This window comes from Jiella marina, assembly GCF_024359545.1.
In the GTDB taxonomy this organism is placed as follows: Bacteria; Pseudomonadota; Alphaproteobacteria; order Rhizobiales; family Rhizobiaceae; genus Jiella.
The window spans coordinates 57,242-82,574 of the sequence record NZ_JAKQZG010000013.1; the positions used below are offsets into that span (position 1 = coordinate 57,242).

The 25,333-nt window shown below is 64.6% G+C and carries 24 protein-coding genes; 14 read left to right on the forward strand and 10 right to left on the reverse strand.

Annotation, left to right across the window (positions count from 1 at the left end):
- Position 1 precedes the first annotated feature (1 nt).
- Both MF134_RS19405 and MF134_RS19410 read right to left on the reverse strand, forming a co-directional pair.
- Positions 2-1,399 (reverse strand): mechanosensitive ion channel family protein, encoded by a 1,398-nt coding sequence (locus tag MF134_RS19405; RefSeq protein WP_255341144.1) that lies wholly within the window; start codon positions 1,397-1,399, stop codon positions 2-4.
- A complete protein-coding gene (locus tag MF134_RS19410) occupies positions 1,399-2,229 on the reverse strand; it encodes an aldo/keto reductase (protein WP_255341145.1) in 831 nt (276 codons plus the stop codon). The genes MF134_RS19405 and MF134_RS19410 overlap by 1 nt, the downstream gene beginning before the upstream one ends.
- A gap of 155 nt (positions 2,230-2,384) precedes the next feature.
- On the opposite strand from MF134_RS19410, the gene MF134_RS19415 reads away from it, so the two are divergent.
- On the forward strand, positions 2,385-3,341 hold the full coding sequence (locus MF134_RS19415) for a heparan-alpha-glucosaminide N-acetyltransferase (protein WP_255341146.1): 957 nt from the start codon (positions 2,385-2,387) through the stop codon (positions 3,339-3,341).
- A gap of 13 nt (positions 3,342-3,354) precedes the next feature.
- On the opposite strand, the gene MF134_RS19420 is transcribed toward MF134_RS19415, so the two are convergent.
- Together MF134_RS19420 and mgtE are read right to left on the reverse strand one after the other, a co-directional pair.
- Positions 3,355-3,756 (reverse strand): MerR family transcriptional regulator, encoded by a 402-nt coding sequence (locus MF134_RS19420; RefSeq protein WP_255341147.1) that lies wholly within the window; start codon positions 3,754-3,756, stop codon positions 3,355-3,357.
- Positions 3,757-3,918: 162 nt separating this feature from the next.
- Entirely contained in the window at positions 3,919-5,328 is a 1,410-nt protein-coding gene (gene mgtE, locus MF134_RS19425) for a magnesium transporter (protein WP_255341148.1), read from the reverse strand.
- 265 nt (positions 5,329-5,593) lie between these two features.
- Here mgtE and MF134_RS19430 point away from each other — a divergent pair, with 265 nt between their 5' ends.
- Positions 5,594-5,794, forward strand: a complete 201-nt coding sequence (locus tag MF134_RS19430; RefSeq protein WP_255341149.1) for a hypothetical protein — start codon at positions 5,594-5,596, stop codon at positions 5,792-5,794.
- A 213-nt stretch (positions 5,795-6,007) separates the two neighbouring features.
- The gene (locus tag MF134_RS19435; RefSeq protein WP_255341150.1) at positions 6,008-7,762 is read left to right on the forward strand and encodes a tetratricopeptide repeat-containing sulfotransferase family protein; all 1,755 of its coding nucleotides are present in this window, start codon (positions 6,008-6,010) and stop codon (positions 7,760-7,762) included.
- Positions 7,763-7,792: 30 nt separating this feature from the next.
- Here MF134_RS19435 and MF134_RS19440 read toward each other — a convergent pair whose 3' ends face one another.
- Positions 7,793-8,599 (reverse strand): fructosamine kinase family protein, encoded by an 807-nt coding sequence (locus tag MF134_RS19440; protein ID WP_255341151.1) that lies wholly within the window; start codon positions 8,597-8,599, stop codon positions 7,793-7,795.
- Positions 8,596-9,072 (reverse strand): low molecular weight protein-tyrosine-phosphatase, encoded by a 477-nt coding sequence (locus MF134_RS19445; protein WP_255341189.1) that lies wholly within the window; start codon positions 9,070-9,072, stop codon positions 8,596-8,598. The genes MF134_RS19440 and MF134_RS19445 overlap by 4 nt, the downstream gene beginning before the upstream one ends.
- Positions 9,073-9,277: 205 nt before the next feature.
- Between MF134_RS19445 and MF134_RS19450 the strand changes: the two genes are divergently transcribed.
- From MF134_RS19450 to MF134_RS19485, 8 genes are all read left to right on the forward strand, one after another.
- A complete protein-coding gene (locus MF134_RS19450; RefSeq protein WP_255341152.1) occupies positions 9,278-10,108 on the forward strand; it encodes a BKACE family enzyme in 831 nt (276 codons plus the stop codon).
- Positions 10,109-10,155: 47 nt separating this feature from the next.
- The gene (locus MF134_RS19455; protein WP_255341153.1) at positions 10,156-10,998 is read left to right on the forward strand and encodes a phosphatase PAP2 family protein; all 843 of its coding nucleotides are present in this window, start codon (positions 10,156-10,158) and stop codon (positions 10,996-10,998) included.
- 295 nt (positions 10,999-11,293) lie between these two features.
- On the forward strand, positions 11,294-12,211 hold the full coding sequence (locus tag MF134_RS19460; protein ID WP_255341154.1) for an ABC transporter permease subunit: 918 nt from the start codon (positions 11,294-11,296) through the stop codon (positions 12,209-12,211).
- 5 nt (positions 12,212-12,216) lie between these two features.
- The gene (livM, locus tag MF134_RS19465; protein WP_255341155.1) at positions 12,217-13,674 is read left to right on the forward strand and encodes a high-affinity branched-chain amino acid ABC transporter permease LivM; all 1,458 of its coding nucleotides are present in this window, start codon (positions 12,217-12,219) and stop codon (positions 13,672-13,674) included.
- Positions 13,674-14,633, forward strand: a complete 960-nt coding sequence (locus MF134_RS19470) for an ABC transporter ATP-binding protein (RefSeq protein WP_255341156.1) — start codon at positions 13,674-13,676, stop codon at positions 14,631-14,633. The genes livM and MF134_RS19470 overlap by 1 nt, the downstream gene beginning before the upstream one ends.
- Positions 14,630-15,382 carry an ABC transporter ATP-binding protein gene (locus MF134_RS19475; RefSeq protein ID WP_255341157.1) on the forward strand — a complete coding sequence of 251 codons (753 nt, stop codon included), beginning with the start codon at positions 14,630-14,632 and terminating at the stop codon, positions 15,380-15,382. The genes MF134_RS19470 and MF134_RS19475 overlap by 4 nt, the downstream gene beginning before the upstream one ends.
- Position 15,383: 1 nt before the next feature.
- Positions 15,384-15,737: a DUF6867 family protein gene (locus MF134_RS19480; RefSeq protein ID WP_255341158.1), complete on the forward strand. Its 354-nt coding sequence runs from the start codon at positions 15,384-15,386 to the stop codon at positions 15,735-15,737.
- A gap of 138 nt (positions 15,738-15,875) precedes the next feature.
- Positions 15,876-17,039, forward strand: coding sequence for a branched-chain amino acid ABC transporter substrate-binding protein (locus MF134_RS19485; protein ID WP_255341159.1), 1,164 nt, complete (start codon positions 15,876-15,878; stop codon positions 17,037-17,039).
- Between the two features lie 151 nt (positions 17,040-17,190).
- Here the strand turns inward: MF134_RS19485 and MF134_RS19490 are convergent, their stop codons facing one another.
- From MF134_RS19490 to MF134_RS19500, 3 genes are all read right to left on the reverse strand, one after another.
- On the reverse strand, positions 17,191-18,576 hold the full coding sequence (locus MF134_RS19490) for a class II 3-deoxy-7-phosphoheptulonate synthase (protein ID WP_255341160.1): 1,386 nt from the start codon (positions 18,574-18,576) through the stop codon (positions 17,191-17,193).
- Positions 18,577-18,763: 187 nt separating this feature from the next.
- Positions 18,764-19,570, reverse strand: coding sequence for a transglutaminase-like domain-containing protein (locus tag MF134_RS19495; protein ID WP_255341161.1), 807 nt, complete (start codon positions 19,568-19,570; stop codon positions 18,764-18,766).
- A 149-nt stretch (positions 19,571-19,719) separates the two neighbouring features.
- Entirely contained in the window at positions 19,720-20,373 is a 654-nt protein-coding gene (locus MF134_RS19500; protein WP_255341162.1) for a gamma-glutamylcyclotransferase family protein, read from the reverse strand.
- Between the two features lie 226 nt (positions 20,374-20,599).
- On the opposite strand from MF134_RS19500, the gene MF134_RS19505 reads away from it, so the two are divergent.
- On the forward strand, positions 20,600-21,514 hold the full coding sequence (locus MF134_RS19505; protein WP_255341163.1) for an alpha/beta hydrolase family protein: 915 nt from the start codon (positions 20,600-20,602) through the stop codon (positions 21,512-21,514).
- On the opposite strand, the gene MF134_RS19510 is transcribed toward MF134_RS19505, so the two are convergent.
- A complete protein-coding gene (locus tag MF134_RS19510) occupies positions 21,511-22,434 on the reverse strand; it encodes a DMT family transporter (RefSeq protein WP_255341164.1) in 924 nt (307 codons plus the stop codon). The genes MF134_RS19505 and MF134_RS19510 overlap by 4 nt on opposite strands.
- A 103-nt stretch (positions 22,435-22,537) precedes the next feature.
- Here MF134_RS19510 and MF134_RS19515 point away from each other — a divergent pair, with 103 nt between their 5' ends.
- Positions 22,538-23,485, forward strand: coding sequence for a LysR substrate-binding domain-containing protein (locus tag MF134_RS19515; RefSeq protein WP_255341165.1), 948 nt, complete (start codon positions 22,538-22,540; stop codon positions 23,483-23,485).
- Between the two features lie 311 nt (positions 23,486-23,796).
- A complete protein-coding gene (locus MF134_RS19520; RefSeq protein ID WP_255341166.1) occupies positions 23,797-25,308 on the forward strand; it encodes a tlde1 domain-containing protein in 1,512 nt (503 codons plus the stop codon).
- The last annotated feature ends 25 nt before the right edge of the window (positions 25,309-25,333 follow it).

Here is a 25,333-nt window from a genome sequence, read left to right on the forward strand (position 1 = left end):
CTCAGCCCTCGTCCCGGGCTCCGGCGACGCCGCCATTTTGGCGGGTTTGCTTCCGGCCTTCCGCCCCCTCCGGATCGGCGATTGGCCTCCCCGCCTCCTCTGCTGAAGTCAGCGTCACCGGCGTCCGCAGCAAGACCTCGCGATGCGGGAAGGGTATCTTGATGCCGTTCTCCTGAAACGCGTCCCAGAGCGCAAGCAGCACCTCGCCCTTGACGTTGGTGAGGCCTGCGGGCGGATCCTTGATCCAGAAACGGATGATGAAGTCGAGCGAGGAATCGCCGAAGGCCGTCATCCAGCAGACGACCGGCTTTTCCGAGACCACCCGGCCGACGCTCGCCGTCGCCTCCTTGGCGATGCGGATGACGTCGTGCGGGTTGGAATCGTAGGAAACGCCGAAATGGACGTCGATCCGCACGAGTTCGTTGGAGAACGACCAGTTGATCACCTGATTGGTAATGAAGTCCTCGTTCGGGATCAGATACTCGCGCCCGTCGCGGGTGATGACCGAGACGAATCGGGCGCGCAGTTCGCGGATCCAGCCAAACGTATCGCCGAGCGAGATCGTGTCGCCGGGTTTGATCGAACGGTCGAGGAGGATGATGATGCCGGAGATGAAGTTCGACACCACCTTCTGAAGGCCGAAACCGAGACCGACGCCGAGCGCACCCGACAGAACGGTCAGTGCCGTCAGATCGACGCCGACGGCCGCGAGCGCCACGACGCAGGCGATCACGATCAGCCCGACCTTGAGCAGCTTGCCGATCAGGACCCGTAACGCGGGCGTCAGTTCCTGGCTGCGCTTGACCCTCGTATCCAGGAAATTGCCGACGACCGAGGCGAGCCAGAGGGTGATCGCCAGGACGATCACTGCCTTGATCACCAGAAGGGCAGATATTCGCGCCTCACCGACGGTGATCGCGGTCGAATCGAGGGCGTTCGAGACCGGCTCGGTCCAGTCGAGGATCGACAGGGCCGCGACGACCCAGGCGGTGACGGTGATCGCGCGCGCGGCAAGACGATTGCGGACGATCCGTGAGCCGACGTGAATGACGAGGTAGGCGAGCGCCAGCTTGAAGACGACGGAAACGATCGACGATTGCGGTCCGCCCGCGGCGCTGTCGATCAGGGTGACGAGCCACAGGCAGAGAACGAAATAGACGAGCTTCATGCGCCGCCGGATCGCGACGTTGATCCGCAGAAGGCTGGGCGCCGCCTTGATCTTGCGCGCCTGTCGCTCGAGTGGTCCGCGGGTGACGCGATTGAGAAGAAAGGCGATGGCGATCGCCACCGCGATCACCGCAAGCTGGGCAAGCGAAGACGGTTCGTGAAAGAAGTCGAGGGCCTGGTTGGCCCAGGTGGAGACGCGCGCGGTGAACTGCCTCAGCGCCTCCTGCTCCATCAGGCGCGGTCCCAGTGCGGCGCGAAGGACGGATTGATCAGGCGCTCGCAGCGCAAGGTCAGGGCCGTGATCGCCGCGTTCTCGTCATCGGTCAGCTCGAAGTCGAATATGTCGAGATTTTCCGCAAGACGCTCGGGCTTTGAGGTGCGGGGAATCGCACCGACGCCATCCTGTTCGATCTCCCAGCGCAGGACGATCTGGGCCGGCGACTTGCCGTGTCGGTCGGCCGCTTCACGGATCACCGGATGGTTCAGCACCTCGCCGCCGCGTCCGATCGGTGAATAGGCGACAAGTCCCATGCCATGACGGCGGCAGGCCGAAAGCACGGCTTCCTGAGACAGGAACGGGTGATACTCCACCTGATTGCAGACAAGCGGGCGCGCGGCCATGGCAGACGCTTCGTCGACGAGGGTGCTGGGGAAATTGGCCACGCCGACGTGCTGTGTCAGCCCCTGATCCGCCGTCATGCACAAGGCATCGATGGATTCCTCCAGTGCGACGTCCGGGTTCGGCCAATGGATCAGGAGCAGGTCGAGGGCGCCGATCCCGATCGTCTCGACGGACCGGCGCGCCGAGGCGAGAAGGTCCGATTCGGCGAGATCGGTCCACCAGACCTTGCTCGTCACGAACAGCTCTTCGCGAGCGATCCCGCTCTTGCGGATCCCCTCGCCCACTTCGCGCTCATTGCCGTACATATAGGCGGTGTCGATATGGCGGTAGCCGATCTCGATCGCCCGCGCCACCATGTCGACGCAATCCTGTCCTTCCAGCGTGTACGTCCCGAGGCCGATGGCGGGGATTTTCGCGCCGCTCGCATCGATGATCTTCATGGAAGTCCTTTCCAAACACTTCTGCGGCGCGTAGGCCCGCTTTGGACAGGAAACATAGGCGGCGACGGCACCGTTCCATCCACCGCAAAGCGTAATCCGGGAACGTAAGGGACCCCGTCCCGCAATAATCGGAGCCCACCGGAATCGAGGAAAGCTTGGCAGACAAGGCAAATCCTTCGGCTCGCGGACGCGTCGAGATCATCGACATCGCCAGGGCCGTCGCCATCATCGCGATGGCGATCTATCATTTCACCTGGGATCTCGAACACTTCTCCTATGTCGCCCCCGGACTGACCGGCCAGGGCTTCTGGCGCATCTTCGCCCGCGCGATTGCCTCCAGCTTCCTGTTTCTGGTCGGCGTCAGCCTTGTGCTCGCCCATGGCCGCAAGATCCGCTGGTCAAAATTCGCCGTCAGGCTGGCGCAGATCGTGGCCGGCGCCCTCGCCGTCACGGTCGCGACCTGGTTTGCCACGCCGAACAGCTTCGTCTTCTTTGGAATTCTCCACCACATCGCACTCGCCAGCGTCCTCGGGCTGGCCTTTCTGCGTCTCCCCGTCTGGTTCACCGCGCTCTGCGGCGCGCTCGTCGTCGCACTGCCGAGCTTCCTCGACCTGCCGGGCTTCGACACGCGCTGGACGGCCTGGATCGGCTGGTTTGGCAAGCCGCCGCTTTCCAACGATCTCGTGCCGATCTTTCCCTTTTTCGGTGCCGTGCTCCTGGGGATCGCCGCGGGGCGCCTTGCCCTGGAGCATGGGCTGATTCAGCGCATGCGCAGCTGGAACGACAGTCTGAGCAGCTTCCGCCTTCTGGGCGTGGCGGGCCGTCACGCCCTGATCATCTATCTTCTGCACCAGCCGATTCTCTTCGGACTGGTCGCCATCGCCTCGACGATTGTCCCTCCTGATCGCGAAGCGGTCTTTCAGGCGGATTGCAGCCGTCAGTGCCGAGCAACGCAGAGTAAAGCGTTCTGCCAGCGATACTGCGCCTGCGCACAAGATCGGCTGGAAGCCGAGGGTCTGCTCGACCGGCTGATGGCGAATGACGCAAGCCCGGAAGACATGACCCGGGTCCGTGAACTGGCCTCCTCCTGCAGCGTCGATTCCGCCCGGTAGGACGCCTGCACGTTCAACCGGATCGCGACACCTGTCCGACGCCGAGTTCGGCCATGCGCGTGAGGCAGGCTTCCTCGGCCGCTTCGAGTTCGGCCAGCATGCCGTCGATGTCGCGCTTCTTCTGCTCCAGTTCCGCTCGGCGATCGGCGACCCTGCGCAGAATCGTGCGAAGCTGACCGGCCTCGCCCGGCGGTTCGCGGTACATCTGGATGATCTCGCGGATCTCGGCGATCGAGAAGCCGAGGCGTTTGCCGCGCAGGATGTTGCGAAGGAGCTGCCGGTCAGACGGGCGGAACAGCCTTGTCCGCCCCCGCCGCACCGGCGACAAGAGCCCTTCGTCCTCGTAGAAGCGGATCGTTCTGGTGGATATGCCGAATTCGCGCGTCAGCTCGGTAATCGTATAAAATTCGCGCATCGCTCTCCGGCCGTACGACTCACCCGTGCCCCGACAATGCTTGCGCCATGACTTACGTAAAAGTCAAATTGCGACACTCGTTCGCCTCAGCGAACAGTTCCGTCGCCAGAAATGGGAAGACCGACCTGACACGGCCGAAGGATCGTTGGGGAAGCTGTTTTCTCAGATCCCGAACCACCACGCCGCCAGACCCAGAAAGGCGAAAAAGCCGACCACGTCGGTCACCGTCGTCACGAACGTGCCGGAGGCGATCGCCGGATCGGCGCCGAAATGGTCGAGCACGATGGGGATCAGGATACCGGCCAGCGCAGCCGCCAGCATGTTGACGATCATGGCGACGGCGATGACGCCACCCAGCCCGAAATTGCCGAACCACAGGGCCGCCACGACGCCGATGAGGATGGCGAACAGGGCACCGTTCAAAAGGCCGATCAGCGTCTCCCTGCGCACGATCCGCCCGGCGTTATAGATGTCGATGTCGCGCGAGGCGAGCGCGCGCACGGCCACCGTCATCGTCTGCGTGCCGGCATTGCCGCCCATGGAGGCGACGATCGGCATCAGAACGGCGAGCGCGACCATCTGCTCGATGGTCGCGTCGAAGAGGCCGATGACCAGCGAAGCGAGGATCGCCGTGGCGAGATTCACCAGGAGCCAGGTGAAACGCGACTGGACGGCGGTGAAGACCGTATCGGAAATCTCTTCGTCGCCGACGCCGCCGAGACGGCGGATGTCCTCTTCCGCCTCCTGCTGCACGATGTCGATGACGTCGTCGATCGTGAGGATGCCGACCAGACGGTCGGTGCCGTCGACCACGGCGGCCGAAAGCAGGTCGTACTGCTCGATGATCTGGGCGGCTTCCTCCTGGTCGGTCTCGGCCGGGATCGCATGCCGCGTCTCGTGCATGATCTCCTCGATCTTGGCCGGCCGCCGCGTGCGCAGGATCCGGTCGAGATCGACCGCGCCGAGGAGCTTGAACGTCGGATCGACGACGAAGATCTGGGCGAAGGATTCGGGAAGGTCCTCCTCCTCGCGCATGTAGTCGATGGTCTGGCCGACCGTCCAATAGGGCGGCACGGCGACGAATTCGGTCTGCATGCGCCGGCCGGCGGATTCTTCCGGATATTCCAGCGAACGGCGCAGGCGAAGCCGCTCGCGGAACGGCAATTTGGCGAGGATTTCCTTGCGGTCTTCCTCTTCGAGATCCTCCAGAATGTAGACCGCGTCGTCGGAATCGAGCTCGCGCAGCGCCTCGGCGACCTGATCGTTCGGCATGGCGTCGACGATCGACAGGCGGATCGCCTCGTCGACTTCGGTCAGCGCCGTGTAGTCGAAATCCTCGCCCATGAGGCGCACGAGCGCCTGGCGCTCGTCATGGCCGAGATTGCGCAGGACGTCGCCGAGTTCGGATTCGTGCAGCGGACCCACGGTCTCGCGCAGGAAGGTCTCGTCTTCCGCCGCGATCGCCGCCTTGACGCGGTCCAGGAACGCCTCGGCGATATAGCCGTCCTCGTCGTAGATGCCGGCGCGAGGTTCGGACAGAGGCGCATCCAAGACATGCTGTGTGTCAGCCATGAAGCCCCCTTCTGAACGAAACGATCTGCAGCATCCCCGCCACGTGCCCGGACGCGTCTAGCGCATCGTGCAGGAAACAAAAATGGATTTCCTGTGAAATGCACCGCACGGTCATCCGATCGACCGTCTCCTGTCGGAAACGGATTCGATCACCGGCGTTCGGGAGAGCGCTGTTGCAACACGGCTGCCATTTCAGCCACGGGCCTGCTATACTTCTGTCTGTCGCTCGCTCGTGCGACGGAAGGGGCATTGTGGGATCCGGGGCATGACGAAGAAGCTTGATACGGCGATCGATTCCATCAGCGATCGCGTGACCGATATCTGCGAATTTCTCCACGACCTGCAACCCGGAGAACCCATCGATCCCGAGGCGCTCGCCGAGGCCCGGCACGATTGCTCCAACGTCACCCAGTCGATGGGGTCGCTGAAGCGCGTGGTCAACCGGATCGAGCCCAAGGGGAGTTGAGGCGTATCCGGCCTCGGCGCAGCTTGAACACCAGTAGCAGCGCCCGAGTGTGTCGGGCTCCTGTCTGCAAGGCGGCTGGACCCGCAGGCGTCACGACGCGCCGGCTCTCTCTCACGACGAGACGCAGGCAGCCCAAATCTCACTGGCAGGTCAGTTTCAGACCGTCTCGGGCGCGTAATACAGAGGCGATTCGGTACGCGAACGGAGCGCCTTATGTCTGCCAGACCCCTCACCGCCAAACAGGCTGTCGTCAAGGTACGAACCTTGGTGCGCAAGGGGGCCGTCAGCGACGCGCTGAAGATCTGCAACACCGCGCTCTCGTCGGCGCCCGAAAACGAAAGCCTGCTCGCCGAGGTCGACAAGATCCGCGCGCATCCCCGCGCCAAGGCCGGATCGGTTCATGTCCAGGCCGATCTCGTCAAGGTTCTGGCCTTGCACCGCTCGGGGCGTCACGAAGAACTCGTCCCGCTGGCGCAGAAACTGGCGCCGCACTATCCGCAATATCCCTTCGTCCCGGAGCTGCTCGGCGAAGCCCTGCACAAGCTCGACGAGTACAACAAATCCGCCGGCGCCTATAAGGTCGCGGTTCTGCTCAATCCGGGAAAGATCGAAACCCACAAGCCGCTCGGCATCACGCTCTGCAAGGCGATGCGCCACAAGGAGGCAGAAGAGGCGCTGTCGATCTTCCTTCGCTCCTTCCCCGATGACACCCAGGCGCTGTCCATGCGCGGCAATGCGCTGAGCTGGATGTCGCGGCACGAAGAAGCGCTGCGGGACTTCGACCGCGCGACCGAACTGGATCCGGACTATATCGGCGCTCATTTCGACCGGGGGCGCGCGCTGATCGCCTATGGCCAGAAGAGCGAAGCCATCACCGCCATGGAAACGGTGCTGCGCCTGAAGCCGGACCATGGCCAGGCCCATATGAGCTTGAGCGGGCTGAAGAAATACGGCGGCGCGGACGATCCGCATCTGATGCAGATGGAGACGCTGTTCGACTCGCCGGACATGCCCACTTCTGAAAAGGCCGGCCTCGGCTTTGCGCTCGCAAAGGCCCATGACGATCTGGGCGATGTCGATCGCGCATTTCAGTGCCTTGCCGAGGGAAACCGGCTGCGCCGGGAGATGCTCTCCTACCAGGACGAGAGCAACGCGCAGTTCTTCTCCACCATCCGCTCGACCTTCACGGAGAAGATGGCGCCCCATATGGACACGCTGCCATCAGGCGACGCACTCGGCGAGTTGCCCCATCAGCCCGTTTTCATTCTCGGCATGCCGCGCTCCGGCACGACGCTGACCGAACAGATCCTCGCCAGCCACTCGCAGGTCTTCGGCGCCGGAGAGCTGATCGCCCTGCGGCGAATCCTCCCGCCGATCCTGGAATCGATTGCCGGCGGCAGTGACACGCCCCTTGTCGAGCATCTGAAGAAGATCCGCAGCGCCTATGGCGCCGTCCTGAAGTCCTTCGGCAGCGCGACACCGATCATCACCGACAAGATGCCGTCGAACTTCTACTGGATCGGCTTCATCCGACTGGCCATGCCGGAGGCGAAGATCATTCATCTGAAGCGTGATCCGGTCGCCACCTGCTGGTCGAACTACCGGCAGTATTTCGGTGCCGACGGCGTTGGATATGTCTACGATCTTCAGGACATTGCCCGGTTCCACCGCCGCCACAACGAGCTCATGAGCCATTGGCACGAAGCCTTCCCCGATAGCATCTACGAACTCGACTACGACGGGCTGACCGAGGATCAGGAGGGCGAAACCCGGGCGCTGCTCGCCCATTGCGGCCTGGAATTCGAAGAGGGCTGCCTCGACTTCCACAAGACTGCGCGTTCGGTGCACACGGCCAGCCATACGCAGGTTCGCGAGAAAATGTATCGCGGCAGTTCACAGGAATGGCGGCGCTACGAACAGCATCTTGGCCCGCTGCTGGAGGAACTGGCGCCGATCCTCAAGGATTGACGCCGCCGTCCGGGCTTTCTCGGGCGCCTGTCAGAAGCCGGTCTGCGCGAGAAAGCGCTCGACCATGCCGCGATAGCCGCCGCCGAAGAGCCTGAGATGCACGAGCGCCGGCCAGAGCTGGTAGATCGGCAGGCGCTCGCGATAGCCGGGCGCCTGACCACCATAGGCGTCGAAGAAACGCGCGCTCGGGCTCGCGAACAGGGTCAGCATCGCGATGTCGACCTCGCGGTCGCCATAGTAGCAGGCCGGATCGATGAGCCCGGAAATCCGGCCTTCGAAAGCCAGCACATTGCCGCTCCACATGTCGCCATGCAGCAGAGCCGGTGCCGGGCGGGCGGGCAGGTGTTCATGGATCTGTGCGGCGAGACGCTCCACCCGGACCGCGAGATCGCTTGCCACGCCCGATAGCGGCGGCAGGAGGCGGTGTTCGGCAAAGAAGGCCGGCCAGTCGTCTTTCCAGCCATTGGCGATCTGCAGCGACCCGAAGGCATAGTCGTCCGCCCACCCGTAGCGCTCGCCGGTCCTGTCGTGCAGTCGCCGCAGGACTTCGCCCAGATCCTCCCACGCGCTTCCCAGCCCGCCATCATCCGGAAGGCGTTCGATCACCAGGGCCTCGTCGTCGGCGGCGAACACGCGCGGCGCTGGACAGCCGGCCTCGGCGATCGCCTGCAGCATCCGCGCTTCGACCTTCGGCGCCGGCCCCGATTTCACCAAAGCCTCGCGGCCATCCTCCAGCATCAAGCGTGTGACGCTCGAAAGGGAGCCGCCCGCAAACGGTTCTTGGCTCTGCAACGTGCCGCCCATCATCCGGGCAGCCCGCTCCGCAAGATCGGTCATTTCATGTCTTTCTTGAGCTTGGCGATCAGTCCCTCAGCGCCTTCGCAGGCGTCCCGCCAGGCATCGTCGAAGGCCGCGTCGTCCTCGTAATAGGGATCGGTGACCGACTGGCCGGCGCGTCCTTGCACATGGTCGAGGAGCAGACTGACGCTCGCCCGGGCATTCGCCGGGCAGAGACGACGCAGACCGGCAAGATTCTCGCTGTCGAGACCGATCACGTAATCGAAGCGGTGGAAATCCTCTTCACGAATCTGCCGGGCCCGACGCTCGCTGATGTCGATACCGTTGCGCCGCGCGACAGCCTGGGCCCGCGGATCGGGCGGATAGCCGAGATGCCACCGGCCAAGGCCGGCCGAATCGACCTCGACCGTCATTTGCGCGCGCTCCGCCGCTGCACGAAAGGCCGCTTCGGCCAGCGGTGAGCGGCAGATATTGCCGAGACAGACGAACAGCACGGCCGGGGTCTGGCTCATTGTCTGGCTCATGGGCGATACTCTCTTCGCGACATCGATGCGATCTCAACCTATTTGCCGCCGTTCTGGCAACCAGAAGATAGGCCTTCGAATCTAGGTCTGCCGCCGGGCAAGCGAAGCGGTGATGCGTTGCCGCATGCCCGATGCGCGCCGAATCGGTTTCCGGCGCTGGACTTCCCGGCACCCTTCAGCAGATATCGCCACCATGACAGAGCCATGCATCATTACGGTGGCGATCACCGGTTCTCTCCCGAAGAAATCCAACAATCCGGCGGTTCCGATCACCGTTTCGGAGCAGGTCGAATCGACCCATGAGGCATTCGAGGCCGGAGCGAGCCTCGTCCACTGCCATGTGCGCAACGACGATGAGAGCCCGTCCTCGGACCCGGAGAAATTCGCGCGCCTCCTGGAGGGGGTGCGCAAGCATTGCCCCGGCATGATCGTGCAGTTTTCCACCGGCGGCCGGTCCGGCAATGGCCGCGAGCGCGGCGGCATGCTGCCCTTGAAGCCCGACATGGCCTCGCTGTCGACTGGCTCGGTGAATTTTCCCACCCGCGTCTACGAAAACTCCCCCGATCTCGTGGACTGGCTGGCGGAGGAAATGCTCCGGTATGGAGTCAAGCCGGAGATCGAGGCCTTCGATCTGTCGATGATCTTCAAGGCCGCCGAAATGGTCCGTGAAGGCAAGATCGAAGCCCCGCTCCATGTCCAGTTTGTCATGGGGGTCAAGAACGCCATGCCGCCGGACCGGGAGAGCTTCGCCTTCTTCGTCGAGACCCTGAAGCGTATTGCGCCCGGCGCGACTTTCACGGGCGCCGGCATCGGTCGCCATCAGACGACGCTCTGCGAATGGAGCCTCGAACATGGCGGCCATTGCCGCACCGGGCTCGAGGATAACGTGCGGCTGAGCCGCGACGAGTTGGCGCCCTCGAACGCGGCGCTGGTAAAGGTGGTGGCCACGCTTTGCGAGAAGCACGGCCGACATCCCGCCACGCCCGCCGAGGCGCGGCAAATCCTCTCGCTGCCGCCCGCCTGACACTCCCGCCCTCGACTTTCCGGGGGCAATCGCGCATTTCATCCCCCATGATAGACACCCGACAAACCGTCCGCCGTCTCCACCAGGCCACGCTCTTCCTGTGGCAGAGAATCGAGATCTGGACGCTCATCGGCGCCCTTCTCGTCGCGGGCGCGATATGGACTTTCGTTTCGCTCGCCGGCGAGGTCATCGAGGGCGACACGAGAGCGCTCGATACGGATATCCTGCTTGCCTTTCGGGTTGCCTCCGACACCTCCGACCCGCTGGGGCCCCGCTGGCTGGAAGAGTTCGGTCGCGACGTCACGGCGCTCGGCAGCGTCGGCATCCTGGTGATGATCACGGCGTTCGTCGGGCTGTATCTCTGGGTCTCCGGCAAGGTGCGATCCATGATCATGGTGGTGGCGGCGATCGCCAGCGGCTTCCTGGTGAGCCAGCTCCTGAAGATGGGGTTCGACCGGCCCCGTCCGCAGCTCGTCCCCCATGGCGCCCACGTCTATACGGCGAGCTTTCCGAGCGGCCATGCGATGATGTCGGCGGTCACCTATCTGACGCTCGGGATCCTGCTTGCGCGCGTCGAGGCCCGCCGCCGCGTCCGGGCCTATCTGCTCGCGATCGCCTGCTTCCTGACGGTGATCATCGGCATCAGCCGCGTCTATCTCGGCGTCCACTGGCCGACCGACGTGCTCGCCGGCTGGACCGCCGGCGCGGCCTGGGCGGTGATGTGGTGGCTGCTGGCCAGCTGGCTGGAACGGCGCGGTGCCGTCGAGAAGAGCCCGCAGAACATGGCCGCGACGGGTTATGATCTGGCCTATACCGGGCAGAAGGACGGCGAGGAGATTGCGGATCCAACGCCGCAAGCCAGGGCTCCGGTGGAGCGCCATTCCTCCTGAATTTCTGCCAGCCCTGTTCCTTTTGGAGCGTCACGTTTTGAACCGTACCGGCTTCCTGATCGAAAGCTCCGGTTCAAGGCAGCTGCGACGCGAATCGTCGATTCGTCAATGAAATTTAGAATTTGGCCGGGCGCCAATCCCCGTGTTCCTTCAAGCTCACGGGTTTTTTCACGATCACACTTGCAATCTCCCGGCATGCTATGGAATTGATCATGCACACGGACGCGGCGTTCCTGACAGCTCTCGCCGCGCAGCCTCAATGCAGGTGCAATAAGAACCGACACATAGGCGGTCGATGGAATATTTTCTCCAGCAATTGATCAACGGCGTCACCCTGGGATCGATCTACGGTCTCATCGCCATCGGTTACACGATGGTCTACGGCATCATCGGAATGATCAATTTCGCCCATGGCGAAATCTTCATGATCGGTTCCTTCATCGCCCTGACGGTCTTTCTGATCCTCGCTGCGATCGGCATCACCTTCCTTCCCATCGTGCTTCTTTTGATGGTGATCGTGGCGATGCTGTGTACCGCCGCCTGGGGCTGGACCATCGAGCGGATCGCCTACCGCCCCTTGCGCGGCTCCTTCCGCCTCGCGCCGCTGATCACCGCGATCGGCATGTCGATCTTCCTGCAGAACTTCGTTCAGGTGACCCAGGGCGCCCGCGTCAAGCCGCTGCCGCCGCAGATCCAGGGCGGCATCACGCTGATGGACAGCCCGAGCGGCATCGTCGTGCAGATTTCCTGGATGCAGATCATCATCATCGCGATGACGATCATCCTGATGGTCGGCTTCTCGCTCCTGATCTCGAAGACCTCGCTCGGCCGCCAGCAGCGCGCCTGCGAACAGGACCGCAAGATGGCCTCGCTCTTGGGCGTCAATGTCGACCGCACGATCTCGCTGACCTTCGTCATGGGCGCCAGCTTGGCCGCCGTCGCCGGCATGATGTATCTGCTCTATTACGGCGTCATCGACTTCTACATCGGCTTCATCGCCGGCGTGAAAGCCTTCACCGCGGCCGTTCTCGGCGGCATCGGATCGCTTCCGGGCGCCATGCTCGGCGGTCTGGCGATCGGGCTGATCGAGACCTTCTGGTCCGGCTATTTCTCGGTCGAATACAAGGATGTCGCCGCCTTCTCGATCCTCGCGATCGTCCTGATCTTCATGCCCTCCGGCCTGCTCGGTCGGCCTGAAGTCGAGAAGGTCTGATCCGAATGGCCGACACGACCTCTCCCTCCGCCGCGAACCGTCCGGAAGGCGCCGAGCGGCTTTCCGAAGCGCGACGCGACGCCATGCGCGGCGAGCCGCCTTACAGCGAAGCGCCGCCGGAAGACACCCGCCTCGTCCGCGCTCTGAAGGAGGGCGGCATCACGGCCGCCCTCGTCGCGGCGCTGACCCTGTTCTTCTTCGCCTTCAGGACCGATATCGCCGTCGGGGGCCTGTCGCTGACAGCGAGCCCGGTCGTGTGGATCATCGCCATCGCGATCGCCTTCGCCGGCCGCTTCCTGCTCACCTATTTCGTCTTTGCCGGCGATACTGCCGTCGTGGGTGGTTGGAAGAAGGTCGCGGCCGGCACCGGGCGCATGCCGATCGGCAAGATCCTCGGCGTTCTGCTGCTATTCATCGCGCTGACGCTGCCGATCCTCCTGCCGCAATTCCTGCCCAGCCAGAACCGGTATCTCCTCAATCTCGGCATCACGATCCTCACCTATGTGATGCTCGGCTGGGGTCTCAACATCGTCGTCGGTCTCGCCGGCCTCCTCGATCTCGGATACGTGGCGTTCTATGCCGTCGGCGCCTATTCCTTCGCGCTTCTCGCCACCAATTTCGAACTCGGCTTCTGGGTCTGCCTGCCAATGGCCGGCCTTTTCGCAGCAATGTGGGGCGTCATTCTCGGCTTCCCGGTCCTGCGGCTGAGGGGCGACTATCTCGCCATCGTGACGCTCGCCTTCGGCGAGATCATACGAATCGTGCTGTTGAACTGGTACGAATTCACCGGTGGCCCCGACGGCATTCTCGGTATTCCCGAGCCGTCCTTCTTCGGCCTGGAGTTCAACCGCCGCGACGGTTCGTTCTCGGACTTCTTCGGAATCGAATATTCGCCGATCCAGAAGTTCATCTATCTCTACTACATCATCCTGGCGCTCGCGCTTCTGACCAACTTCGTCACCATGCGCCTGCGCAAGCTGCCAGTCGGCCGCGCCTGGGAGGCTCTGCGCGAAGACGAGATCGCCTGCCGCTCGCTCGGCATCAACACCACCAATGTGAAGCTGACCGCATTCGCCACGGGCGCGATGTTCGGCGGTTTTGCCGGGTCGTTCTTTGCCACGAAGCAGCAGTTCATCTCGCCGGAAAGCTTCACCTTCATCGAATCGGCGATCATTCTCGCCATCGTCGTTCTCGGCGGTCTCGGCTCCCAGCTCGGCGTCGTCATCGCCTCGGTAGCGATGATCGGCGGCATCGAGCTTCTGCGCAAACTGACCGTGCTCCAGGCCGTCTTCGGCAATGATTTCGATCCGACCCAGTACCGCATGCTGATCTTCGGCCTCGCCATGGTCCTGATCATGGTCTGGAAGCCGCGTGGGCTCGTCTCAACCCGATCGCCCTCGGCGGTCTACAAGGAGAAGAAGACGATCGGCGCCGACATGGTTGCCCAGGGCGAGGGCCACTGATGCTCAAGGAAACGCAAAACTGGTCGGCCAATCCGGTCCTGTCGGTCGAGCATCTGACCATGCGCTTCGGCGGCCTCGTCGCCGTCGACGATCTGTCCTTCAATGTCGGACGCGGCGACATCACCGCCCTGATCGGCCCCAACGGCGCCGGCAAGACCACGGTCTTCAACTGCGTCACCGGCTTCTACAAGCCGACCGAAGGGCGCATCGCGCTTCGCCGCGACCAGGCGGTCGCCGACGGGACGCTGGCGGAACTGACGAAGAGCGGCCGGCAGTATTTCGACGGCGACAAGGGCGGCGTCTTTCTCCTGGAGCGCATGCCCGACTTCAAGATCACCGAAGTCGCGGGCGTCGCGCGGACCTTCCAGAACATCCGGCTGTTCGGCGGCATGACCGTCCTGGAGAACCTGCTCGTCGCTCAGCATAACCAGCTGATGCAGGCCTCCAGCTTCACCATCGGCGGGCTGTTCGGCCTGCCCGGCTACCGCAAGGCCGCCGCCGCCGCGAAGGACAAGGCGGTGGAGTGGCTGCGCCACGTCAATCTGCTCGATCGCGCCGACGATCCGGCGGCCGACCTTCCCTATGGCGCCCAGCGACGTCTGGAGATCGCGCGGGCGCTGTGCACCAATCCGGTGCTGCTCTGCCTCGACGAACCGGCAGCCGGCCTCAACCCGCGCGAATCGGCCGAGCTCAACGAGCTCCTGCGTTTCATCCGCGACGAGCATGGTGTGTCGGTCCTTTTGATCGAGCACGACATGGGCGTCGTCATGGAAATCTCCGACCACATCATCGTCCTCGACTACGGCAAGAAGATCGCCGACGGGACTGCCTCCGAGGTTCGCTCCGATCCGAAGGTGATCGCCGCCTATCTCGGCGTCGACGACGAGGAGGTCGATGAAGTCGAGCGCGATCTCGACGTTCAGACCGGCCATTCCGCTTCCGAGGGAGGATCCCAGTGAGCGCCGCCGAGACCCTGCCGGCCGCTGCCGAACCGCTGCTCGCCGTCCGCGGCGTCGAGACCTTCTACGGCAAGATCCAGGCCCTGCGCGGCGTCGACGTCGACGTCCAGCGCGGCGAGATCGTCACGCTGATCGGCGCCAATGGCGCAGGCAAGTCGACGCTGATGATGACGATCTGCGGTAACCCGAAGGCGCGGACCGGCCAGATCATTTACAATGGGCAGGACATCACCAATCTGCCGACCCATTCGATCATGTCCATGTCGATCGCCCAGTCGCCGGAAGGCCGCCGGGTGTTCCCGCGCATGACGGTGCTGGAAAACCTCCAGATGGGCGCGATCCTGGAGAACGAGAAATATTTCGACGACGACCTCAAGCGCGTCTTCGAACTGTTTCCCCGGCTGAAGGAACGGCGCAACCAGCGCGGCGGCACGCTGTCGGGCGGCGAGCAGCAGATGCTGGCGATCGGCCGGGCGCTGATGAGCCGGCCGAAGCTGCTGCTGCTCGACGAGCCGTCGCTAGGCCTTGCTCCGCTGGTGGTGAAACAGATTTTCGAGGTGATCCGCGAGTTGAACCAGAACGAGGGCCTGACGGTCTTTCTGGTGGAGCAGAACGCCTTTCACGCGCTTCGTCTTGCCCATCGCGGCTACGTGATGGTGAACGGATCGATCACGATGACCGGAACGGGCCGCGAGCTTCTCGCCCGCGAAGAGGTTCGCAGCGCCTATCTCGAAGGAGGGGCGCACTGACATGACGCCGGTAATGGGTATCCTCTGGGAGGTTTCCTTCGCCGAATTCCTCTTCGTCACCGTCATTCTCGGCGGCGGCGGAGCCTGGATGATCGGCCGTTCGACGGCTCTGACCTGGAGCGGCTGGGGTCTGCTGGCCTTCTATGTCGGGCTCTTGGCGCTCGCGGTGCGCTTCATTCACTTCAGCCTGTTCAACGGGTCGTTCCTGCTTCCCGTCTCGACGTTCTGGACCGGGCTCTACTACGGCATCATCGACTTCATCGTCCTGTTCGCGATCGCCGCCGCCGGCCGTCTCTTCGTCCGAAACCGGCAGATGGCGCGGCAATACGGCTTTCTGCGGGGCTCGACCGGCTGAGATTCGGCGACCGGCGGAAGCCATCCGCCCGACGCTTGCCCGTGAATGATTTCCGGGCTTTAATCCCCGGCAGGTAGGGGAGGAATTACCTGCTGCGGCCGAACGGCCGTAACGATGTTCAACACAGGGAAGGTTCGTATGAAGAAGGCACTTCTAGCAGGCGCGGCTCTCAATCTGGTCTTTGCGGGCACCGCCTTCGCCGACATCACCATCGGCGTCGCCGGCCCGATGACCGGCCAGTATGCAAGCTTCGGCGAACAGCTGAGGATCGGCGCCGAACAGGCCGTTGCCGACATCAACGAGGCGGGTGGCGTCAATGGCGAGATGCTGCAGCTCTCGGTCGGCGACGACGCATGCGATCCGAAGCAGGCCGTGGCCGTCGCGAACAACTTCGCCGGCGAGGGTGTTCCGTTCGTCGCCGGTCACTTCTGCTCGGGCTCCTCGATCCCGGCCAGCCAGGTCTATGCCGACGAGCTGATCGTCCAGATCTCGCCGGCCTCCACCAACCCGAAATTCACCGACGACCGTCCGGGCGAAGGCATCTTCCGTGTCTGCGGCCGTGACGACCAGCAGGGCGAAGTCGCCGGCAACTACATCGCCGAGAACTTCCCGGACGCCAAGGTCGCGATCATCAACGACAAAACCGCCTACGGCAAGGGTCTCGCCGACGAGACGCAGAAGGCCTTCGAGGCGGCGGGCGGCGAGCCGGTTCTGGTCGAAGCCTACACGGCCGGCGAGAAGGACTACACCTCGCTCGTCACCAAGCTGAAGCAGGCCGGCGTCAACCTGCTCTACATCGGCGGCTACCACACCGAGGCCGGCCTGATGGCCCGCCAGATGCGCGAGCAGGGCATGGACACGGTCATCATGTCCGGCGATGCGCTCGTCACCGACGAGTACTGGGCGATCACTGGCGATGCCGGCGAAGGCACGCTGATGACCTTCTCGCCGGATCCGCGCAAGAACGAAGCGGCCGCTCCGGTCGTCCAGAAGCTCGAGGAAGAGGGCAAGACGGCCGAAGGCTACGTCCTCTACACCTATGCAGCGATCCAGGCCTGGGCCGATGCGGCGAACGCAGCCGGCTCGACCGAGTACGACGCCGTGGTCAAGGCGCTCGATGACGGCGACTTCGACACCGTGATCGGCAATCTGTCCTTCGACGACAAGGGCGACGTCACCCTGCCGGGCTACGTCATGTACGAGTGGTCCGACGGCGAGTACGGACAGCTTCAGTCCGCCAGCATGTCCGGAGACGACTCCATGTCGAAGGACGACGGCGCCATGGAAGAGCAGTCGAACTGACGCGCAGGCATCATCCCTGATGCTTCGGGCCCGCGGCGCAAGCCGCGGGCCTTTTCTTTGCAGTCCGCTTCCCGGACCGACGCATAAAGAAAAGCCCCGGCCACATGCGCGGCCGAGGCTTGATGAGTCCAGAACTGAATCGTCGGCGGAGTCAGCCGTTGACGGCGGTCGCCTGACGCAAGGCGGTCGCCACGTGATCCTTCTTCAGCAGCTCCGCCACGAGGAAGGCGAGCTCCAGCGCCTGATTGGCGTTGAGCCGCGGATCACAATGGGTGTGGTAGCGGTCCGACAGATCCTCGGCGAGGATCGGGCGCGCGCCGCCAGTGCATTCGGTCACGTCCTTGCCGGTCATCTCGATATGGATGCCGCCGGGATGCGTGCCCTCCGCTCGGTGCACATCGAAGAAGGCCTGCACTTCGGCGAGGATCCGCTCGAAGGGGCGCGTCTTGTAGCGGTTCAGCGTGATCGTGTTGCCGTGCATCGGATCGCAGGACCAGACGACCTTGCGACCCTCGCGCTCGACGGCGCGGATCAGCTTCGGCAGGCACTCCTCGACCCGCTCGTGGCCGAAACGGGTGATCAGCGTCAGACGACCGGCCTTGTTATCCGGGTTCAGCCGATCAATCAGGCGCAAGAGATCGTCGGGCTCGGAGGATGGGCCGCATTTCAGACCGAGCGGATTCTGGATGCCCCGGCAGAATTCGATATGGGCGTGGTCGAGCTGGCGGGTCCGGTCGCCGATCCAGATCATGTGGCCGGAGGTCGCGTACCAGTCGCCGGAGGTGGAATCGACGCGGGTGAGCGCCTGTTCGTAGCCCAGAAGCAGCGCCTCGTGGCTGGTGAAGAAGTCGGTCTCGCGCAGCGAGGGGTGGTTTTCGGCATCGATGCCGATCGCGCGCATGAAGGCCATCGTCTCGGAGATCCGGTCGGCGAGCGCACTGTAGCGCTCGGCCTCCGGGCTGCCGGCGACGAAGCCGAGCATCCACTGGTGGACATTGTCGAGATTGGCGTAGCCGCCCTGGGCGAAGGCACGCAGCAGATTGAGCGTCGCCGCCGACTGGCGGTAGGCCTCGATCTGGCGCTCGGGATTGGGAATGCGCGCGCCCTCTGTGAACTCGATGCCGTTGATGATGTCGCCGCGATAGGATGGCAGCGTCTTGCCGTCCTTGGTCTCGTTGTCGGACGAGCGGGGCTTGGCGAACTGGCCGGCGATGCGGCCGACCTTCACGACCGGCTGTGAGCCGGCGAAGGTGAGCACGATCGCCATCTGCAGGAAGGCGCGGAAGAAGTCACGAATGTTGTCAGCGCCGTGTTCGGCAAAGCTCTCGGCGCAGTCGCCGCCCTGAAGCAGGAAGGCCTCACCTTCGGCGACTTCCGCCAGCGACTTCTTCAGCTTGCGCGCCTCGCCGGCAAAGACCAGCGGCGGGAAGCTCGCGAGGCGCTCTTCCGTTTCGGCGAGAGCGGCGGGATCCGGATAGTCCGGCACCTGCAGAACAGGCTTTGAGCGCCAGCTCGACGGTGTCCAATCCTTTGCCATTACCAACTCTCCTGACCGGGACCGCCGGTCGCTTTCCGCCTCGGTTTCGTGATGATGAAAGGCCGGCGGCGCCGATACGCCTTGCCGATTTCCCAACGTGGGCGGTCTTTAAGCACCAAATGGCCGCTTTGTCATCACCAAGAGGCACGAAGCGCGCCATTCCTTTTCGGCACTGGCCGCGCCCGGCTCAGACGAGTTCGTCCGTCCAGACCTCGAAGCCCGAAAGCTGGTTGGGGCCGAAAGTGTGGGTGAGCGGCACGTCGGCGGCGTCACGCCCCTGCGCGATCAGGATGCGGCCGATGCGCGGCTGGTTGTTGCGCGGGTCGAAGGTCCACCAGCGCCCGCCGAGATAGACTTCCATCCAGGCGGCGAAATCCATCGGCGCATAGGGCGGCGGCTGGCCGATGTCGCTGACATAGCCGGTGCAATAGCGCGTCGGGATGTTCATCGCCCGGCAGAAGGCAACGGCGAGATGCGTGAAGTCACGGCATACTCCGCGCCCTTCCGCATAGGTCTCGGCGGCCGTCCGCGTCGCGCGGGAATGCTCATAGCCGAAGGTCACGTGGTTGTGGACGAAATTGCAGATCGCCTGCACCCGCTGCCAGCCTTCGGGCGTGTGGCCGAACAGCCGCCAGGCCTCGTTGGAGAGGATGTCGGTCTCGCAGTAGCGGCTGCCGAGCAGGAACTGGAGCGTATCGGCGGGCAATTCCTCCACCTTGTGCTGGCGGGCGTCGAAGGCCTGCTCGTCGGGCTGCCCGCTGTCATGGATGATGCTGTCGGTGCCGAGCACGAAGCGGCCGGGAGGCGCGACCAGACGGTTGCACCAATTGCCGAAACTGTCGCGATAGCTTTCGAGCGGCACGACAGGGTTGGTGATCAGATGGTCCGGCCGTTCCAGATAGCCGACGCGCGAATAGTGCACGTTGAGGATGACGATCATCGGCGTCGGCGCGGGGAAATCATAGGTGAGCTGGCAGCCCAGTCTGATGCGCATGTCGCGGCAAATCCTCGAGGAATGGGCCCGGCCTCGGCGAGCGGAGACATGTCCGCGGCGGCGCCGGCAATGGGAGGAGACGGGATGGCCCGCTCCGGTCCTGCGAAACGTCATCCTACACGATCGGCCGCGCCCGGGATGCGCAAATTTCAGGCTGACTGCGCAAGATCGACATGGCGGCCGCCCCGCTCCGCGACGAGGCGGTCGAACAATTGGGCCTCATCTTCGTGGAGGTCGACCGAACGCGGATAGCGTGGCTGATGCCGGTCCTTGAGAACCGGGGTCTCGAAGCCATGGGTCTCGGTGACGAAGCGGCTCAGGCCCTCCCCGCCATAGAGCGTGCGAAACCCCTGCATGACCGCATCGAGATAGCTCTGCAGGATCGCCGCCTGACGGTCCTCGGCAGTCGCAGCGCCCTGATGCGCCTCGTAGATATAGACGGGAATGTCCGCGATCGGCGGATTCTCCACCCACAGCCGGCCGAGATCGACAATGCGGCGGCTGTAGCCCGCCTCGCGCTCGTCGACGGCGGGCAGGTGGTCGACGAGATCATAGACGACGACGCCATGCACGGCCGCGTCCTCGTCCGGCTTCACGGAGAGTAGCGCCATATCCTCCGCGGCATCGCGCGGCAGCCAGAAGCGGCGCCACCCGGCCGCCTCGGCGCGGCGAATCCCGAGGAACTTCGTCCGGAGCGTGCGGCGATTGACCAGCGAGCCATAGCCGAAATAGGCGACGATACGCCCCTGCCGCGCCAGGTCCGCGAGTTCGGGATGGTCGTCATGAAAGGCCGTGTCCTGCATGGGAGTCCATCTGGGTCTTAAGGGCAGGGAAATCGAGGTGGGTCGCGAGATATCGTTCCTGTCGACGGCACTCAAGCCTCGCAGGCGCCCCGATCGGCTCAATCCCGGACCGGTAGCTCGTGGCGCTCCCCACGCCACTCGGGCCCGATCGACGCGAGCGTCAATCGAAACGGAGACGGACCGCCCTACCCTTGACGTTCACGTAAGTGTCGGAGAGCGTGCCGCCATGCCCATCTTCACCCATCATGCCGGCGCCACGGCCCATGACGCGTTCTTTCCGGTCAGCCAGCGCGAGTTGACGGTCGCGACCGACGACGGCGTCTCGCTGCCGGCGACACTCTATTCCGGCGACGGCCCCGGCCCGGCCGTGCTGGTCTCTTCCGCGGCGGCGGTCGAGCACCGCTTCTATCGTGCCTTTGCGACCCACCTCGTCGAACAGGGGGCACGGGCGGTCCTGACCTACGATTTCCGCGGCGTCGGCGCCGGCGCCAAGGACGCGGCGGCAAAGCGCTATCGCATGAAGGATTGGGGCATCCACGACCTGCCGGCCGCCCTTGACGCGCTGGCCTCGGCGGCGGGACCCGGGCCGATCGTCGGCATCGGCCATTCCTTCGGCGGGGTGGCGCTCGGTCTCTGCGGCGTTGCGGACCGCTTCGAGCGCTACGCGATGGTGGCTTCCCTCAACGGCTATTACGGCCGCACCGCCGAACCGCTGCGGGTTTTTGCCCGGATGAACCTCGCCGGTGTGCCGGCGACACGGCTCCTCGGCCATGTGCCGGCGTCGGTCGGACTCGGCACGGCTCTCGCGGGGCCGATCTTTCGCGACTGGGCGCGCTGGTGCCGACATCCGGATTTCCTTTTCGCCGAGCCCGAGATCGCCGGGGCCGACAGCTTTGCCAAAGTGCGCCTGCCGCTGCTTTCGATTGGCGTCACCGACGATTCCTGGGGCACCGAAGCCGCCGTCCAGGCGCTGCTCGACCACTTTCCGAATGCTCAAGTTTCGCAATGCTGGCTCTCGCCGAGCGAGGCGGGTCAGCCGATCGGCCATATGGGCTTTTTCCGCCGCGCGATGCGCGCGACGCTCTGGCCGGTAGCCACCCGCTTTCTGCTGGAGGCCGAACTGCCGAAGGAGACCGGTTAGCGCTTCGAGCTGCCCATCGGGGCGGCCACCATGATCGCTGCCGCTGCGATCAGAGCCATGCCGAACAAGCCCCGGAACCCTGGCGTTTCACTGAAGATCAGAAAACTCCAGAGGGCGGCGAACAGGAGATAGGCGTTGTCGAGGACGCCGATGACGGGCGACGGAGCCAACTGGTAGGCCCGTGCGACACAGGTGGCGATGATCACCATCAGAACGGCAAGCCCGACGATCAAGCCGATCTCGGACCATCCGACCGGTGACCAGAGGGACAGAACGAACGGCGCGCGATCGACCGCCGACGCGTCCAGATCGAGCCCCACCAGGATCACGAGCCCGGCCCCGCCAGCCATTGCGAGCGAGAAATTGAGATTGAGAGCCATGGCGAGCGCGCTCTCGCCGCCGCAGCGGCTGCGGGTCACGATCGCCGCCAGCGCGTAGCAGGCGGCCGAGACGAAGGGCAGGCCGATCAGAGAAGACAAGGCCACCGGATCCGGAGACAGGACCGTCAGAACGCCGGCCAGTCCGATCGCCACCGCACCCCAGCCGCGGCCGCCGAGAGGCTCCCGCAAAAGCCAGGCGGAAAACACCGCCATCATCAGCGGCGCCGTGTAGAGCGCCGCCGCCGCGGTTGCGAAGGAGATCGAAGGCAGGGCCGCATAGTAGCAGACCCACATGCCGGTGAGCAGAGCGCTCCGCAGCCACACCCAGCGCGATCCGCTCCACCCGAGGACGCCGCGGCGGCGCCACAGTTCGACACCCGAAATCAGCACGCTTGCGATCAGTGAACGGATGAGCAAGAGTTGCCCAAGGGGCAGGCGATCACTGGCGAGCTTGACCAGCGCGTCCGACAGCGACAGGAGGAGGACAGCAACGACAATCGCCCCTGCGCCGCCTCGCAGCACTGAATTTTCAATCTTCATGATAGGCCTGCGGTTTGCGTCGCGGAAAATCGTCTCGCCCTTTCAATCGCGCCGTCGCCGCATCCACAAACGTCTTCTCGTCGAATATCCATGAGTTCAGGTTATGAATCTGTCGCTCAAATCGCTGCCGCCATTATCGAGCCTCAGGCCCTTCGAGGCCGCGGCGCGGCTCCAGAGCTTCACTCTCGCGGCGGAAGAACTCGGACTGACCCAGGCCGCCATCAGCAAGCAGATCCGCCTTCTGGAGGCGGATCTCGGCACGCCGCTTTTCGAACGGCGGAACCGGGGCGTCTTCCTGAGTGCGGCGGGGCGCCGGCTGGGCCAGGTGGTCAGCCAGGCTCTGGCGGATATCGCGACGGAAGCCGGCCAGCTTCGCGGGCGATCGCGGCCCAAAGAGGCGGTGCTGTTCTGCCAGCTCTGCGAAGCCTTCTACTGGCTGACGCCGCGGCTTGCGCGCTTTCACGGCCGGCATCCGGAGATCGAGCTGCGGCTGGTCTCCTCGATCAGACCGCTGATCGAAAGCCCCGATTCCTTCGACGTCGCCATCCAGACATCGGGCCGGCCATCGGGCAGCTATCCTCTCGCCTTCACGGCCGATGACGAGGTGTTTCCCGTCTGTGCACCTGCCCTCCTCGAAGGCGCAGGGAGCCCTTTGACGCTGGAAACCCTGTGCGATCTTTCGCTGCTGTCACACCGCGTGCTCCCACAGGACTGGATCGACTGGGACGACTTTCTGCCAAGGGTCGGTTCGGCGCTCCGCGTGGGCGCCAAGGCACGGCCCTTCGACAGCTATCCGCTGGTCCTCCAGGCGGCGATCGCCGGACACGGCGTCGCACTGGGCTGGCGGCGGACGGTCCAGCCCCTGCTCGAGGCCGGTACATTGGTGAGACCCTGTCGCGAAACACTGCTCCGTCCGCGCGAGATTTCGGTCTTTACCAGCCCCGAAGGTCGAACCCGGCCGGAAACGCGCGCCCTCCTCGCCTGGCTCCGCGAAGAATTCGATGACGGCCGAACCGGGCTTGCGGGCGAAAAAATGTCGCAGCTGTCGTAATTCTGCCGCTTCCGCAGGGTGAATTGGGCGCAGCATGGCTGGAGGGGTTCAGCTTCGAGAGTTGAGACGATGGGAGCCCGACCGAGGGACGGTCGGAGGTGTCCTTTGGCTTGATTCAGGCGGGTTCAAAGCCCTGACAGCCGAAGCGGGAACGTCGGCGGCTTGGTAAAATTTCTGCGAAGAAAAGGAATTGGTTACCAAGATTCGGCGATGATCAGGAGTGAGATCGGTGCGCTGACCGAAACGGGCAGCACGGAGCGAAGGGGGCTCCCGGCCGATCGAAGCGCATGATGAACGGATGGGGGACGCGGTTGACCGCTAGAGATTTCGAGGGGAACGGCCCGGCCGGGCCGAAGACTTCGCCGCGCAGCCAAGGCCTTCTTCGCCGAGCCCTTTGGGGCGGCGCAATCGCGCTCTCGGCGATGGCCGCGATCGGACTCTCCACGCAGATTTGGGCTTCCGACCCCTCCTCCGGCAGCGCCGAAGTCGAGCTGGCAGCCGCCGATACCACCCCGATCACGATCGCCCTGCGCGATGCCGCCGCGTCCCCTCCGACCTACGGTGCGCGAAACTCCAACCTGACCGAGCCGACAGGCCTGCGTGCTGGCGAACGCCCCGACCCGGGCCATGAACTCGCAGAACGCGGCGGACGCGTCTATCGTCCCGATGCGGCAGGCTCCGCCTCCCAAGCCGCGCAGCCGGATGCCGCAGACGCCTTGTCGCAGGTCGCAGACCTGCCGGAGCCGTCCCCGGAGGCCAAGGCCCCCTGGGGCTCGATCCCGAAAGAGCTGGAAGCACAGGTCGCGGCCGAGACGGTTTCGCAGAAGCCGGCCAAGCCCCGCCCCGCCCGCCAGGAAAGCGAGCCGAGCGGCCAGGGCGCCCTCGCCCAGCTCGCAGCCTTTAACCCGAAGCCCTCCCTGCGCGAAAAGCTCGAAGGCACGGGTGTCGCCGCATTCCAGTCGCCGACCGACAATCCCCGCCCCTCCTTGCGGGCGGAGATCGAAGCCGCTGCTGCCACTCAGGCCGATGAGCTCGGCGAGGAGGATCTTCTCGCGGCGATCCCGCTTCCCGAACCCCGTCCGGAAGCGTCGGAGAGCGAAGGCGTGCAGGTCGCCAGCCTCGAGCCGCAAGACGGGCCAAATTCCCTCGGCACCGCGGTCGAGGAGATGACGGCGCTTGCCGTGCCGCTTCCGACCCGTCGTCCGGACTACTCACCGCCGGTCGCAGCGCAGCCGGACGAGCCAACCCGGCAGCCGGCGAGCCGTCAGGCCCCCCGCCGCGCGCCGGACGTCGCCAGCACGCGTCCCCAGACGCCCGGCAACGACAATTCATCCGGCGGCATCGGCAGCTTCTTCAAGAAGCTCTTCAAGGGCGATGTCAGCAAGAAGCTGCCCCATCCCAGCATGGGGATCGCGGTCTACGACATCTCGGCACAGGCGGTCTATCTGCCCGGCGGAGAGGAGCTGGAAGCTCACTCCGGCCTCGGCCACATGAAGGACGACCCGCGCTACGTGAACCAGAAGAACCGCGGGCCGACGCCGCCGAACATCTATAATCTGCGCATGCGCGAGGCGCTGTTCCATGGCGCCGAAGCGGTCCGCCTGCTGCCGGCGGACGGGCGCAAGAAATACAATCGCGACGGCCTTCTCGCCCACCCCTACATGTATGTCCGCGGCGGCGGAAACGACAAATCGATGTCCAATGGCTGCATGACAGTCAAGGAGTACGAGCGCTTCCTGAACGCCTTCAAACGCGGGCAGATCAAGCGCCTCATCGTGGTGTCGAGCCTTCGCGACCTGCCGACCTACATGGCGGCGCTCTGAGGGGTCCTGCCTGCCCGCTACGCGC

Bases quoted from the DNA above. Each gene is read 5' to 3' on its own strand.
- MF134_RS19405 (WP_255341144.1), bottom strand. From the start codon at position 1,399: ATGGAGCAGGAGGCGCTGAGGCAGTTCACCGCGCGCGTCTCCACCTGG.
- MF134_RS19410 (WP_255341145.1), bottom strand. From the start codon at position 2,229: ATGAAGATCATCGATGCGAGCGGCGCGAAAATCCCCGCCATCGGCCTC.
- MF134_RS19420 (WP_255341147.1), bottom strand. From the start codon at position 3,756: ATGCGCGAATTTTATACGATTACCGAGCTGACGCGCGAATTCGGCATA.
- mgtE (WP_255341148.1), bottom strand. From the start codon at position 5,328: ATGGCTGACACACAGCATGTCTTGGATGCGCCTCTGTCCGAACCTCGC.
- MF134_RS19430 (WP_255341149.1), top strand. From the start codon at position 5,594: ATGACGAAGAAGCTTGATACGGCGATCGATTCCATCAGCGATCGCGTG.
- MF134_RS19435 (WP_255341150.1), top strand. From the start codon at position 6,008: ATGTCTGCCAGACCCCTCACCGCCAAACAGGCTGTCGTCAAGGTACGA.
- MF134_RS19440 (WP_255341151.1), bottom strand. From the start codon at position 8,599: ATGACCGATCTTGCGGAGCGGGCTGCCCGGATGATGGGCGGCACGTTG.
- MF134_RS19445 (WP_255341189.1), bottom strand. From the start codon at position 9,072: ATGAGCCAGACCCCGGCCGTGCTGTTCGTCTGTCTCGGCAATATCTGC.
- MF134_RS19450 (WP_255341152.1), top strand. From the start codon at position 9,278: ATGACAGAGCCATGCATCATTACGGTGGCGATCACCGGTTCTCTCCCG.
- MF134_RS19455 (WP_255341153.1), top strand. From the start codon at position 10,156: ATGATAGACACCCGACAAACCGTCCGCCGTCTCCACCAGGCCACGCTC.
- MF134_RS19460 (WP_255341154.1), top strand. From the start codon at position 11,294: ATGGAATATTTTCTCCAGCAATTGATCAACGGCGTCACCCTGGGATCG.
- livM (WP_255341155.1), top strand. From the start codon at position 12,217: ATGGCCGACACGACCTCTCCCTCCGCCGCGAACCGTCCGGAAGGCGCC.
- MF134_RS19470 (WP_255341156.1), top strand. From the start codon at position 13,674: ATGCTCAAGGAAACGCAAAACTGGTCGGCCAATCCGGTCCTGTCGGTC.
- MF134_RS19480 (WP_255341158.1), top strand. From the start codon at position 15,384: ATGACGCCGGTAATGGGTATCCTCTGGGAGGTTTCCTTCGCCGAATTC.
- MF134_RS19485 (WP_255341159.1), top strand. From the start codon at position 15,876: ATGAAGAAGGCACTTCTAGCAGGCGCGGCTCTCAATCTGGTCTTTGCG.
- MF134_RS19490 (WP_255341160.1), bottom strand. From the start codon at position 18,576: ATGGCAAAGGATTGGACACCGTCGAGCTGGCGCTCAAAGCCTGTTCTG.
- MF134_RS19495 (WP_255341161.1), bottom strand. From the start codon at position 19,570: ATGCGCATCAGACTGGGCTGCCAGCTCACCTATGATTTCCCCGCGCCG.
- MF134_RS19500 (WP_255341162.1), bottom strand. From the start codon at position 20,373: ATGCAGGACACGGCCTTTCATGACGACCATCCCGAACTCGCGGACCTG.
- MF134_RS19505 (WP_255341163.1), top strand. From the start codon at position 20,600: ATGCCCATCTTCACCCATCATGCCGGCGCCACGGCCCATGACGCGTTC.
- MF134_RS19510 (WP_255341164.1), bottom strand. From the start codon at position 22,434: ATGAAGATTGAAAATTCAGTGCTGCGAGGCGGCGCAGGGGCGATTGTC.
- MF134_RS19515 (WP_255341165.1), top strand. From the start codon at position 22,538: ATGAATCTGTCGCTCAAATCGCTGCCGCCATTATCGAGCCTCAGGCCC.